The 13,286-nt window shown below is 71.1% G+C and carries 11 protein-coding genes; 5 read left to right on the top strand and 6 right to left on the bottom strand.

Annotated features, from left to right (window positions below; genetic code table 11):
• The 5 genes from ACWD4A_RS15585 to ACWD4A_RS15565 form a co-directional block, all read right to left on the bottom strand.
• On the bottom strand, positions 1 to 1,155 hold a 1,155-nt coding region (locus ACWD4A_RS15585; protein ID WP_451194042.1), incomplete at its 3' end, for a 2-oxoacid:acceptor oxidoreductase family protein.
• Positions 1,152 to 2,552, bottom strand: a complete 1,401-nt coding sequence (locus ACWD4A_RS15580; RefSeq protein WP_451194040.1) for a methylaspartate mutase — start codon at positions 2,550 to 2,552, stop codon at positions 1,152 to 1,154. The genes ACWD4A_RS15585 and ACWD4A_RS15580, both read right to left, overlap by 4 nt.
• Positions 2,549 to 2,995 (bottom strand): cobalamin B12-binding domain-containing protein, encoded by a 447-nt coding sequence (locus tag ACWD4A_RS15575; RefSeq protein WP_451194038.1) that lies wholly within the window; start codon positions 2,993 to 2,995, stop codon positions 2,549 to 2,551. Before ACWD4A_RS15575 ends, ACWD4A_RS15580 begins: the two co-directional genes overlap by 4 nt.
• Positions 2,996 to 3,076: 81 nt before the next feature.
• Positions 3,077 to 4,294, bottom strand: coding sequence for a stearoyl-CoA 9-desaturase (locus ACWD4A_RS15570; RefSeq protein ID WP_451194036.1), 1,218 nt, complete (start codon positions 4,292 to 4,294; stop codon positions 3,077 to 3,079).
• Positions 4,295 to 4,493: 199 nt separating this feature from the next.
• On the bottom strand, positions 4,494 to 4,766 hold the full coding sequence (locus tag ACWD4A_RS15565) for a LuxR C-terminal-related transcriptional regulator (protein WP_451194035.1): 273 nt from the start codon (positions 4,764 to 4,766) through the stop codon (positions 4,494 to 4,496).
• A 314-nt stretch (positions 4,767 to 5,080) separates the two neighbouring features.
• On the opposite strand from ACWD4A_RS15565, the gene ACWD4A_RS15560 reads away from it, so the two are divergent.
• Complete coding sequence (locus ACWD4A_RS15560) at positions 5,081 to 8,851, top strand: type I polyketide synthase (protein WP_451194033.1); 3,771 nt, start codon at positions 5,081 to 5,083, stop codon at positions 8,849 to 8,851.
• A gap of 164 nt (positions 8,852 to 9,015) precedes the next feature.
• Complete coding sequence (locus tag ACWD4A_RS15555; protein ID WP_451194031.1) at positions 9,016 to 9,729, top strand: TetR/AcrR family transcriptional regulator; 714 nt, start codon at positions 9,016 to 9,018, stop codon at positions 9,727 to 9,729.
• 7 nt (positions 9,730 to 9,736) lie between these two features.
• Here ACWD4A_RS15555 and ACWD4A_RS15550 read toward each other — a convergent pair whose 3' ends face one another.
• Complete coding sequence (locus ACWD4A_RS15550) at positions 9,737 to 10,024, bottom strand: ArsR/SmtB family transcription factor (RefSeq protein WP_451194056.1); 288 nt, start codon at positions 10,022 to 10,024, stop codon at positions 9,737 to 9,739.
• 187 nt (positions 10,025 to 10,211) lie between these two features.
• On the opposite strand from ACWD4A_RS15550, the gene ACWD4A_RS15545 reads away from it, so the two are divergent.
• From ACWD4A_RS15545 to ACWD4A_RS15535, 3 genes are all read left to right on the top strand, one after another.
• Positions 10,212 to 11,639, top strand: coding sequence for an MFS transporter (locus ACWD4A_RS15545; RefSeq protein ID WP_451194029.1), 1,428 nt, complete (start codon positions 10,212 to 10,214; stop codon positions 11,637 to 11,639).
• Positions 11,640 to 11,674: 35 nt separating this feature from the next.
• Positions 11,675 to 12,637, top strand: coding sequence for a quinone oxidoreductase family protein (locus ACWD4A_RS15540; protein ID WP_451194028.1), 963 nt, complete (start codon positions 11,675 to 11,677; stop codon positions 12,635 to 12,637).
• 104 nt (positions 12,638 to 12,741) lie between these two features.
• Positions 12,742 to 13,227 carry an Lrp/AsnC family transcriptional regulator gene (locus ACWD4A_RS15535; protein WP_451194026.1) on the top strand — a complete coding sequence of 162 codons (486 nt, stop codon included), beginning with the start codon at positions 12,742 to 12,744 and terminating at the stop codon, positions 13,225 to 13,227.
• The last annotated feature ends 59 nt before the right edge of the window (positions 13,228 to 13,286 follow it).

Here is a 13,286-nt window from a genome sequence, read left to right as displayed (position 1 = left end):
CTCGCCGTTGCGGCCGTACATCGCCTGGAGCAGGTCGGCCTGCTCGGTCTTCGTCGGCAGTCCCGTCGAGGGCCCGCCGCGCTGGATGTCCACGACCAGCAACGGCAGTTCCAGACTCACCGCCAGACCGATCGTCTCCGACTTCAGCGCCACACCCGGACCGCTGGTGGTCGTCACCGCCAGCGAACCACCAAAAGCCGCGCCCAGGGCTGCGCCGATGCCGGCGATCTCGTCCTCGGCCTGGAACGTGCGCACCCCGAAGTTCTTGTGTTTCGACAGCTCGTGCAGGATGTCGGAAGCCGGGGTGATCGGGTACGAGCCCAGATACAGCGGCAGATCCGCCTGCCGGGACGCCGCCACCAGCCCGTAGGACAGGGCCAGGTTCCCGGAGATGTTGCGGTAGGTCCCCGGCGCGAACGCGGCCGTGGCCGGAGCCACTTCATAGGAGACCGCGAAATCCTCCGTCGTCTCCCCGAAATTCCAGCCCGCCCGGAACGCCGCCACATTCGCCTCGGCGATCTGCGGCCTCTTCGCGAACTTCGCCCGCAGGAACGTCTCCGTCCCCTCAGTGGGCCGGTGGTACATCCAGGACAGCAGGCCGAGAGCGAACATGTTCTTCGACCGCTCGGCCTCCTTGCGTGAGAGGCCGAAGTCCTTGAGCGCCTCCACCGTCAGCGTCGTCAGCGGCACCGGATGCACCCGGTAGGCGTCCAGCGACCCGTCCTCCAGCGGCGAGATGCCGTAACCCACCTTCGCCATCGGACGCTTCGTGAACTCATCCGTGTTCACGATGATCTCCGCACCCCGCGGAACATCAGCGATATTCGCCTTCAGCGCCGCCGGATTCATCGCCACCAGCACATCCGGCGCATCCCCCGGGGTGAGGATGTCGTGATCGGCGAAATGCAACTGGAACGAGGAGACACCCGGCAGGGTCCCGGCAGGCGCCCGGATCTCGGCAGGGAAGTTCGGCAGCGTCGACAGGTCATTACCGAACGACGCCGTCTCCGACGTGAACCGGTCACCCGTCAACTGCATCCCGTCACCCGAGTCCCCCGCGAACCGGATGATCACCCGCTCCAGCCTCCGCACCTCCTTCACGGAAACGGAACCCTCGACGGAAGGGGGCTGGGGGCTGAGGGTGGGGGCGGTCACTCGGAGTCCTCTCTCTTCATTTCCCGGAAGAGGTTGGGGAAGTAATTGATGTCATCGGTAAGGTCGTTCAGCAGGGAGCTGATCACGGGGTCCGTGCCGTCGGCGCCCTTCAGGAGTTCGCTGTTGCGCCGTCGGGTGCGGTCGCCGAACGGGAGGGAACCCGTGGACAGGTAGCGGATGGCTCCCTCGGCATCGCGCTTGGGAATGATCTCCGACTTGGCGTAGCGGCTGGCGCTGAAGGGGATGTCGAGACGTCCGGCCGCGAAAGCGTCGACGACGGCGGTCATCGTGTCGGGGGCGGCCAGTACGGGTTCGACGATGTCGGCGGCCTCGGCCAGTATCCAGGCGAGCTCGTCGGCGACGCGTTCCTCGTCGACGGTGATGAAGTCCAGCAGCGGCGAGTTGGCTCGGTCGGCCAGCCGCAGCCCTTCGACGTTGGCGCGGGTGTCGGGGATGCCGAACGCTTCCTGGTAGGTCTTGGTGATGAGCTTGGAGGCCCCGCCGAGCCGGGCGACGAGAGCGCCGTAAAGGATCAGGTCCTCGGCGTTGCCACGCTTCTTGGGGAAGACGCCCATGAACTCATGAAGTACGGCGTGCACGTCCACCGTGGGGGGCAGATAGGTGCGGGCGAGAGCGGGAATCGCCCGCAACGCGGCGACGTCCTGGACGAGGTGGCCGCTCTGCGGATACGAGACGGATATGCAGCGCACCCCGGCGCGGGCGGCGAGGACCGCTTCGAGGACGCTGATGGCGAGGCTGATCGAGGGCGGGACGAGCACGGCGGTCAGCGTGCCGAAGAGTTCACGGTCGATGACGAGGCCGAGGTCCGCGAGTTCGCCGCACACCTCGTCGACGGCGTTCCACGCGGCGAGCGACTCCTCGAGCGGGACCGCCTTGGAATACGGCAGGTTGTAGGAGATACCGCCGCCCTCGAAGGACGTGATGCCGGAGGCGACGGCCACGTCGAAGAGGATGCGGGCGTCGGGCGAGCCGTGGCGGATCTCCAGCGGCGCGGCGACGGATTCGTTCATGTCCCTGCCGCGCAGGTAACCGTGGCTGACCAGAGGGTAGCCGTTGAGGTCGGCGGGCGCCCTGTTGAGGGAGCGCAGGGCCTGCTCGAAGCGTTTGAGGCGGGTGTGGGAGTCGATGGTGAGGGTGAGGATGTCGGGGGCCGCCTGGTCCTCGAGTTCGCGCAGGAGGGCCTTCATCTCCTCGTGCCCGCCGACACCGCACCGCGGTTGGATGGCCACCCGGCCCGCGTCGCGGGCGTCCCCGAGGACGCGGGCGGCCGTGGGCTTGCCCAGGGAGGTGATGTAGTCGACGGACTCCGCGAGGGGCGGCAGGACGTCCGTGCCGGGGCTCTCGGAGCGCCCCGGCAGATAACTGACCTTTGTCATGACGCCACGAGCAGGCGCTGCCGGTCCGCCGTCCGGCTCGCCAGCAACTCGTCGAGGGTGCCGAGGAGTTGTGCCGGGTCCTGGAGGATGCGGTCGACGCCCAGGTCCCGCAGCCGCTCCAGGTCCTTGGGGTCCTTCCTGCTGCCGACGGAGAGGTTGCCTCCGACGATGACCGGGCAGGTGATACGGCCGGCCTCGCGTGCGGCGGGAAGGTCGCGGAGGTCCTCGTGGATGTGGCCGTTGAGGCTGCCGATGATGACGGCTTCCGCGTCGGGGTGGCGCTCGCAGGCCTGGGCGAACTCCTCGACGGGCGTGCAGGTGCCGAGGTTCTCGACCTCGAAGCCGAGGCCGCGCAGGGCGTGGGCGATGAGGTGGTTGGCGACAGCGTGGCTGTCGCTGGCGGCGACTCCGAGGATGACGAGGCGGCGTTCGCTGTGCGACATGGGGGTGCTGCTCCTTTGGGCTCGGGACGATCGGGTGCGTGACGGTGCCGGGCGGATGGAGGTGCCGGAGGCCGGGCGGGATCAGTCGTCGAAGGCGGCGAAGAGCTCGCGCTTGCTGACCGAGCGCAGCCGGGTGACGTCGTACTCCTCGGCGTCGGCGGCCGCGAGGGAGTCGAAGACGTAGTTGATCGCCGGGACCAGGCCCCATACCTCGTGGTAGGGGGGCCAGCCCGGGTGTCCCGCGTCGACGTCCTGCTGCCGGGCGAAGAGGTAGTCGGACCAGCTGCGGCTCGATGGCGCGCGGTGGTGGTAGTCGTGCACGACGGTGTCGCCGGTGAGGACCAGGTAGCGGGAGGGCGCGTGCACGAACAGCATGCGCAGGGCCCAGCGGCCCCAGGCCAGGGTGCGCCGTCCCGCCGGGAGGGCCGGGTCGGGCGCGGGCTCGCCGATGAAGATGGCGTTGGTCAGGGAGGCGAAGTACTCGCGGCCGCGGCGGACTTCGGTCCCGACCGGCGGGAAGGTGTGCTTGACGCACAGCCGCAGGGTGTTGCTGACCTGGAACAGCGGAATCAGCGGGATGAACCAGACGACGAGCAGGGCGTCCCAGGTTCCGGTGACGATCGTGGCGGCGGCCGCGACGCCGTACAGCACCACCGAGGTGACCTTCTCGCTGGTGGCCGACTTCTTCCAGAAGGAACGGGTCCGGGCGACGGCGAAGGCGAAGTGGAAGCGCGGCGAGCCGAGCTTCGCCAGGACACGGCGCCACATCTGACGCCGCGTCATGCCCGGATGCAGGTCCAGGCTGACGAGGAACGCCTGCACGGTGGGGTCGCGCAGGGTCATATGGTGCGCGGCGTGGTGGTCGCTGACGTGCTCACGGCTGTACCGCTCGAAGTTCTGGATGATCAGCAGGCTGGAGGTGGCCCGGCCGATGACGGCGTCGAGCTTGCGCCTGCGGTACATGTTCCGGTGGGAACACTGGTGGTAGACCATCATGCGCAGATTGCGCATGCCATGCAGGGTGATGGCCCAGCCGGGCAGCAGCAGGAACAGGCACCAGGACCCCAGCGCCCATCCGGTCGAGCCGACGGCCGCTCCGGCGATCATCGCGGCGACCGCGGCGGCCAGGTGATAGGTGGGCGACCAGCCGAACGGGGCCTGCCCGGCCAGGGGTTTGCCGGTGAAGACGGTGAGCGGGGACTGGAGGAGCCCTGGCAGACTCCTCATGGTCTCTCTGGGGTCGGGGACCGCGGCGGCGGCCGGTCCCGCCTGCCGCGGATGGGCGTCGGTAACGGACACAAACTCTCCTGGATCGATCCGGGCTTGTCATTCCTGGACTTCCTGGAACGGCTCCCCGGTGCCTTCCGGAGAGCGGACAGGGGCGGCGGCCGCGGGAATCGACGTCGCGGAGCATGGCTGACGCCCCGGCCCCACCCTTTCGGTGGAGAGCCGGGACGGAACGTCCGACCGCCGCCCAGAAGATTTCTATCGGACCACCTCAGCCGGCGGCCATTGGTCTTTCGTTGAAGAGCTGGTGCGCATAGGAGACCAGGCCGGCCTGCAGCCGGGACTCGACGCGGAGCTTGCAGAGAATCTGCGCCACGTGCGCCTTGACCGTTCCTTCGGTCACCCGGAGCCGGGTGGAAATACTGCGGTTCGAATGCCCGGCCCCTAACAGCAGGAACACCTGGCATTCCCGGTCGGTCAACAGGCCGACGCGGCGACGCTGTTCGGACCACGAGTCGCGGGTGGTCGTCTCGACGTCACCCATGCCCTCCACTGCAACACACCCCCAGTTTGAGTGCAGCACTACAGAACACTTATGGACGGTAGATCAAGCTTGAACTTCAGTCACTCTTTGCCCGTGCCAAGGCTTCGCAAAAAGTGTGCACCATGCATGGAAATTTCGGACGATCGCCTGACAGAGCGGATCAAACGTCGCCCTCAAAAATATCTGCAGCCCCAGGAGTTGGCAGCTAAAGTTGACCCTTGATCCATCTTTGCACCCAACTCAAGCCCGGTTCACGGCAGTTCACGACGAGTGACCGGGCGCACACCGCAGGGCAACGGGGGAACGGGGGGACCGTGGAACACGCGCGGGACGAGGTCGGTGTCGCCATCATCGGGATGGGTTGCAGGTTTCCAGGGGCGAACGGACCCGAAGAATTCTGGAGAATGCTCGTCGACAATACGGACGCCATTCGCGAGGTACCGCCGGAGCGCTTCGACATCAACGCCTTCCATGACCCGGCGCCACAACGAACAGGGCGGACGATATCCCGGTACGGCGGTTTCCTTTCCTATCCCTTCCATTTCGACGCACTGTTCTTCGGAATATCCCCGGCGGAGGCCCGCGGGATGGATCCGCAGCAGCGCCTGCTACTACAGGTGGTACACGAATCCATCGAGGATTCGGGCATCCTTCCCACGGAGTTGGCCGGCAGTCCCACCGGGGTTTTCGTAGGGCAGGCGACGGCCGAATACGGCGAGACGGCCGGGCCCGCGGCGGGGGCGGACATCCGGGGCGTGGCGGGCAGCCGACTGCGCGGGGTGACCGCCGGGCGCGTTTCCTACGCGTACGACCTGCGCGGTCCCAGCGTGGTGATCGACACCGCCTGTTCCTCGTCACTCGTGGCCGTCCACGCCGCGCGACTGAGCCTGCTGGCCGGTGGGAGCGACCTGGCCGTCGCGGCAGGTGTCAACCTGGTGCTCTCCCCCGTGGACGCCATCGCCTACTCCCAGGGCGACATGCTCTCCCCCGGCGGCCGTTGCCGGTTCGGCGACGCCGCGGCCGACGGCTTCGTCCGCAGCGACGGCGTGGGCGCGGTGGTGCTCAAACGGCTGGCGGACGCACGGCGCGACGGCGACCCGGTGCTGGCCGTCCTGCACGCGAGCGCGGTCACCAACGACGGGCGCGGCAGCGGTCTGTTGCTCCAGCCCTCCGCCGAGGGGCAGACCGCCGCGGTCCGGCAGGCGCTGGACGGGGCCGGCGCCACAGCCGCCGACCTCGACTACCTGGAGGCGCACGGCACCGGCACCCGCGTCGGCGACGGTGTCGAACTGCGCGCACTGGCGGGCATCATGGCCTCCGGGCGCGCCGGGGACGATCCCCTGCCCATCGGCTCGGTCAAGACCAACATCGGGCACACCGAGGCCGCCGCCGGGATGGCCGGGCTGATCAAGGCCGTGCTCATCGCGCGCCACCGGACCGTCCCCGCCTCCCTGCATCTGCGCACCGCTCAGGACGTTCTGACCGCCCCGGGCGCACCGCTGCGCGTCGTCACCCGTAACGAACCCCTGCAACCGCGGGGCCGCACACCTCTGCTGGGGGTGAGCTCGTTCGGCATCTCCGGCACCAACGCCCATGTGATCGTGGGAGGTTGCCCACCGGAGCGGGAAACCGGAACGGGAGGGGAGACACGGGTCAGCGGGACGGAGGGGGCACCCCAGCTCCTGATGCTCTCCGCCCGGACGCCCGTTTCCCTGACGGCGCTCGCCCGTTCCTACGCCGCGTTCCTCTCCCCGGGCGGGGAGGGCCAGAAGTGGGGTCTGCGCGACATCTGCGCCGCGGCGGCGCGGAAGCGGGACGCGCACCCGTACCGGTTGTGGGCGGTCGGCGACGACCACGACGAGCTGGCGGCGAAACTGCGCGCGCTCGCCGACGGGGAGGAGGTCGCGGCCGCCGGTACCGCGGAGGCCGGATTCACCGGCGGGAAGCGCACGGTCTTCGTCTTCCCCGGACAGGGGTCGCAATGGGCGGGCATGGGGCGGCGGCTGATGTCCTCGTCACCCGCCTTCTCCGCCGCCATGGCCGCGTGCGACGAGGCCGTGCGCAAGGAGGCGGGATGGTCGGTGACGGAGCTGCTCGCCCGTGAGGACGAGGAGTTCCCGGACCGCATCGACATCGTCCAGCCCGCGCTCTGGGCCGTACAGGTGGCGCTTTCCGCCACCTGGCGGTCCATGGGGGTGGAACCGGACGTGTGTGTCGGGCACAGCATGGGCGAGGTCGCCGCCGCCCATGCCGCGGGCGGGCTGACCCTGGAGGACGCGGCCGCGGTGATCTGCCGCCGCAGCCGGCTGATGCGGGACGCGGCCGGGCGGGGCGGCATGCTCGCCGTGGAGCTGAGCGCCGGCCGGGCGAGGCGGGCGGCCGCCGCGTACGGGCCGTCGGTCACCGTCGCCGCCGAGAACGCGCCCGATCACACCGTCCTCGCCGGGCCCGCCGAAGACCTGGCCGCGCTCGGCCGCGCGCTGGAGGCCGAAGGCGTCTTCTGCCGTCCCGTCCGCGTCGACGTCGCCTCCCACTCCCCCGCCGTGGAGCCGTTGCGGACCCGCCTCCGAGACCTGCTGGCCGGACTCGAACCGGCGCCCCTGCACACCCCGATGGTGTCCACCGTCCACGCCGCCGCCCTGTCGGGACCCGAACTGGGCCCCGAGTACTGGATGGACAACCTCCGCATGCCCGTCCGCTTCGCGGAGACGGTGCGGGGCCTGGCCGAGGAGCGCGCCGGTGTCTTCGTGGAGGTCAGCGCGCACCCCGTGCTGACCTCGGCGATCACCCGGACCCAGGCCCACGCCGGTACCGAGCCCGCCGCCCTCGCCACCCTCCGCCGCGGGCGGGACGAGCGCGTCTCACTGGCACACGCGCTGGGTGCGCTGTTCGCCCACGGCGGGCACGTGGACTGGCGGCGCCACTACGGGCCGGACACCGCGTCCGTGCCGCTGCCGCGCTACGCCTGGGACGAGAAGCCGTACCGCCTCCTTCCCGCCCCCTCGTCCCCGGCCCCTGCCACCGCGAGCGGAAAGGTGCGGCACGTACAGGAGACAGCGCTCGCCGATTGGGGGGCCGACGCCTGGGGCGAGGCCGTCGAGTTCGGCGGCGCCACGCCCCTGCCGCCCGTGGTGGCGCTCTGGGCCGTCGACAAGGCGGCACGCTCCCTCGTCGGCGCGGCGGCCTGGGTCGTCGAGGACGCGCGCCCGGGTGCTTTCGTCGAGGCCCGCGCCGCCGCCGGGCTGCGGTTACGCGTGGTGCTGGAGGAAGAAGGCGGGACGGGGAGCCTCCGTGCCGTCGTGGAGGCGCTGGGTGCGGGTGCGGAGCCGGTGCGCTGCCTGACGGCCCGGGTCCGGAAGGCCGCGGCGCAGCGGCGGGACGCCTCTCAGGAACTGGAGGCGGCCCTCGCCGCGTGCGGCGACTTCGTCCCGCCGGACGGCTTCCTGCGCCTGGCCGGTGCGCGGGGCTATGCCATCGCCGAACCGTTCCGTGGCATCCGGCAGTTGTGGCACAGCGGCGACGGGGTGGCGGTCGCGCGCGTCCGCGTTCCCGGCGCCGGCTATCCAGGGGTGCTGGAGAGCGCCCTCCACCCGCTGCTCGCCGCGCTGCCGCCGGGCGAGTTCCTGCCGACGTCCTTCGAGAGCGTGGCACTGCACGCGGCCCCCGAAGGCGAGCTGTGGAGCGTCGCCCGCTGTTCCCCCGGCGGCCACGACGGCGGTCTGCGCGCCGATGTCCTGCTCCTCGACGGGGAGGGGATCGTGCTGGCGGAATTCCATGGCATCCGTCTGCACGGGCCGGCCGGTGTCGCTTCCGGCCCCCTCGCCGCGGAACAGCGGAAGCCGGCGTCCGTACGGGACGTCCTGCGGTACGCCGCCGGAATCCTGGAGCTGCCGGCCGGTCAGCTGGACCCCCGCAGGCCACTGCGGGACTTCGGCCTCGACTCCCTGATGGCGGTGGCACTGGTCCGGCGGTTGCGCGCCGACTTCGGGCTGGAGGCCACCGCGGGCAGGCTGTTGGGGGACGAGGCCCTCGGGGCGATCGCTCTGGAACTGATCGGAGGCGAACGGTCCGAAGCGGAGCTGTGACACAGAGTTGGCCTCTGATATAAGTTTTTCCATCCCGGTCCGCCTCGCGGCTTCCCGCGTGTCACGGCGCCTCCGGCATGCCCGCGACCCTGGCTCGTCCCTGGCCGTGCGTCCGTCGGTGCCGCCCCAAGGGCGGACTTCGCCCTCCTGAACGGAGAATGACGATGGAGAACGCCTCCCCCGGACTCGTGCGTCCCCCGGGCCGTCGGGAGCGGAACAAACAGAAGGTCCGCCAGCGGCTGTACTCCTCGGCGCTCGCCCTCTTCACGGAACAGGGCTACGACCGGACGTCCATCGACGAGATAGCCGAGCTGGCCGACGTGGCCCGCGGGACGTTCTTCAACTACTTCCACCGCAAGGAAGACCTCATCAGCGAATGGGGACACCAGCGTCGCGTCCGGCTCCGGGAGCGCCTGGACGCGCCGATGCCGCCCGAGAGCCGCGAGCACACCGAGGAACGGCTGCGGCGGTGCATGACCGCCCTCGCCGAGATCAACGAGGAAGAGCGTGCGACGACCATCGCCATGCTCATGGCCTGGGTCAAGGCCGGACGGCCACTCCTGGAGGAGCCGTACGCGAGCGAGATCTTCGCCGAGGTGATCGAATCCGGTCTGGCGCACGACGAGATCGCCCCCGGGGTCTCCGCGCAGCACGTGAGCAACGTCGTGCGCGACGCCTACCTCGGCGTGCTCTACCGGTGGGCGCAGGCCGGGGGTACGGGTCTGTGCCTGCACACGGAGCTGGAGTCCGTCCTGCGGATCCTGTTGTACGGGATCCTGCGGCCCGCCCCGCCGTCCACCGACCGGCTCCGGGTGGACGGACGGCCGACGGCCGTCACCGACACGTACGGAGGCCCGGTGCCGCCCGGCGCCGTGTGAGGGTGTCTCACCCGCCGTCGGCGGGCGCTTCGCCCAGGACCAGCGCCAGCAGGCCGGGGAAGGCGGCGTCGAACTCCGGCCTGCGCAGCCTGTTCACACGGCGGGGGCCCACGTCGCGCTGCTCGATCACACCCGCCTGGCGCAGCACCGCGAAGTGATGGCTGCGCGTTGCCTTGGTGACCGGCAGGTCGAACGTGCCGCAGGCCCGGGTCCAGTCGGGCCCGCCTGCCAGCTCCTTCACGATGGTGCGCCGCACCGGGTCGGCGAGGGCCGTGAGCGCGTCGCCCAGGGGCACGTCGGCGGGATGGACGTGCGAGAGGTTCCGGGCCCGCTGCGAGGGGGCGCGCCCGTCGGCCGCCGGGCTCTCCTCACCGGCCGGACGGCTGAGGGGGCTTGACGAAGTGTTCGACTCGGGTCTTACATTCACAGTGATCGACCTCCATCAAACACTGTAGACGTCCCAGGAAGCACGGTGGTGTGTCATGCCCGGCCGCTCGCTGTCCCGCCAGGGCACGGCCGCCGACAGCGTGCCCCCGGAGGGCGCCGCCCGTCCCGTCGGTGCCCTCGCCCTCTTCGCCGTCTGCCTGGGCTTCTTCATGGTCCTGCTGGACAGCAGCGCGCTCAACGTCGCGCTGCCCGCCATCCGGAAGGATCTCGCCGGAAGCCTGGTCGGCCTGGAGTGGCTCCTCAACGGTTACACCATCACCCTGGCCGCCTTCCTGCTCAGCGGGGGCGCGGTCAGCGATCGCTGGGGTGCCCGGCGGGTGTTCGAGGTCTCCCTGCTGGGATTCGTCGTGACCTCGGCGGCGTGCGCGGCGAGCCCGAATCTCGGCTCCCTGGTCATCGCCCGGGTGCTGCAGGGCATCACCGCCGGAGGGCTGCTGCCCGCCTCCCTCGCGGTGATCGCCCGCCTGTACCCGGACTCCGCCCGGCGGGCCAAGGCACTCACCGTCTGGGGCGGGGTCAGCTCCCTCGCGCTCGTGTTCGGCCCCGTGCTCGGCGGGGTCCTGACCACGGCCGTCGGATGGCGCTCGGTCTTTCTGATCAATGTCCCCGTCGGGCTGCTGGCCTGGTGGCTGACCAGGCTGCAGGTACCGTCTTCCGCCACCCGGGACACCGCCCTCGACCCGGCCGGGCAGGCACTGGCCGTCGTGGTCGTCGGCTGCGGCATCGGCGCGCTCATCGAGGGCGGCGCCCGGGGCTGGGACGACGCGGTGACCTGGGTGCTGCTGGCGGTCACCCTCTGCGCGGCCATGGCATTCGTCGCGGTCGAGCGCCATGTGACGGCACCTGTACTGCCCTTGGACCTGTTCACCCGGCCACGGTTCGTGTGCGGCCTGGCCGTCGGCGCGCTGTTCCAGTTCGGTGCCTACGGCGCACAGTTCGCGCTCTCGCTGCGTCTGCAGAACGCCTGGGGGCTCGACGCGCTCGGCGCGGGGCTGTCCTTCGTGCCCTTCGCCACGCTGTGGGCCTTCGCCTCCTTCGTCCTGGCCCGCGCGGTCACCCGTACCGGGCCGCGCCCACTGCTGATCGGCGGTGCGCTGGCCGCCGCGGCCGGCGCCTGCGCGCTGCTGCCGCTGGGCGGACATCCCACCTGGTGGCTCTTCTTCTGCGGCAGTGCCCTGCTCGGGCTCGGTGCGGGACTGATGGGGCCGAGCCTGCCCGCCGTGGTCCTGGGCGCCCTGCCCGCCGACCGGTCCGGCCTGGCCTCCGGCGCGCTCAACGCCCTGCGCCAGGTCGGCGGAGCGGTGGCGATCGCCCTCTTCGGTGTTCTCCTCGACGGCTCCCCCGGGCCGGCGGGGCTGCGGATCTGCCTCGCCCTCGTCGCCCTCGGCTTCCTGACCGTCGTCGCCGCCGTGCCCGCGGCCCTGCCCTCCCGTGCCGCCGCCCGGCGGACCGCCCGCCCCTGATCGCCCCGCCCCCTCTCACCACTTGGGAAGGAACCATGCGCGCAATCGTCGTCACCCAGTACGGAGGCCCCGAGGTCCTCACCGTCGCCGAGCGGCCGGCCCCGGCTCCCGGGCCCGGCCAGGTGGTGGCCCGTCCCTCGGTCATCGGTGTCAACTTCAAGGACATCTACGAGCGCGAAGGCCGCGCGAAGCTCTCCCCGCCCTTCGTCCCCGGCTCCGAGGGCGCGGGCACGGTGACGGCCGTGGGCGAGGGCGTGACCTCCCTCGCGCCGGGCGACCGCATCGCCTGGTGCGCGGCCCCCGGCAGCTACGCCGAGGAGGTCGTGGTGCCCGCGCGGGCCGCCGTCCCCCTGCCCGCCGACATCACGGACCAGGACGCGGCGGCCGTGCTGCTCCAGGGCCTGACCGCCCACTACCTCACGACCTCCACCCACCCCATGCGCGAAGGCGGCACCGCCCTGGTGCACGCGGCCGCCGGAGGCGTCGGCAGACTGCTGACCCAGTTGCTCACCCGACACGGTGTCAAAGTCGTCGCCACCGTCTCCACACCGGCGAAGGCCGCGGACGCCGAGGCACTGGGCGCCTGGCAGACCCTGGTGACCACCGGTGGCACCGACATCGCCGCGCGGGTACGGGACCTGACCGACGGCCGCGGCGTCGACGTCGTCTACGACGGGGTGGGCCACGACACGTTCGAGGCGGGCCTGAAGTCCCTCCGCCCGCGGGGCACGTTCGTCCTCTTCGGCGAGTCCTCCGGCCCCGTGTCCGGCTTCGACCCCCGTCTCCTCGCCTCCCTCTTCCTCACCCGCCCCACACTCAACGACCACGCGACCGACCCGGCCGAGCTCCGCGAACGCTCCGCGGAGCTGTTCGCCTGGCTGCGCGACGGTGAGATCGACGTCTCCGTCGGCGGACGCTACCGGCTGGACGAGGCGGTCCGGGCCCACCAGGACCTCCAGCAGCGCCGCTCCACGGGCAAGCTCCTGCTCACGCCCTGAGACCGCTGACCGGCGGAGCTCAACGGCTCAGCGGCGCCCTGGAAAGCTGGGCCATTGGTACGGTTACCGGCGAGGAAGTTCGACCACAGGGAGGCCGTTGAGCCATGGCCGTGGACACGCTGGACGCGAAGATCCTGCGACTGCTGCTGGAGCAGCCGCGGACGAGCGTGCGGGAGTACGCGCGCGTGCTGGGCATCGCCCGCGGCACACTCCAGGCGCGCCTCGACCGGTTGGAGCGCGAGGGCGTGATCACCGGCACCGGGCCGCGGCTGTCCCCCGCCGCGCTGGGTCACCCCGTGCTGGCCTTCGTCCATATCGAGGTCACGCAGGGGCACCTGGACCCGGTGGCCGAAGCGCTGGCGGAAGTGCCGGAGATCCTCGAGGCGTTCTCCATCACCGGCGGTGGCGACCTGATGGCCCGGGTCGCCGCCCGCGACGCCGCCCACCTGGAGGACGTGATCCAGCTGCTGGTCCAGCTCCCGGGCGTGGTGCGCACACGCACGGAGCTCGTGCTCCGCGAACGGGTTCCGTATCGCGTGGTGCCCTTGGTGGACGCCGTGGGACGGGCGGCGGCACAACGCGACGCGTGAAGGACGTGACACGTGAAGGACATACGGAAGACCGGCTGACGGGTCGTCGGAGGGCCCCA

The organism is Streptomyces sp. NPDC002537 (assembly GCF_053594975.1).
This window is presented reverse-complemented; position numbering and strand designations above follow the sequence as displayed.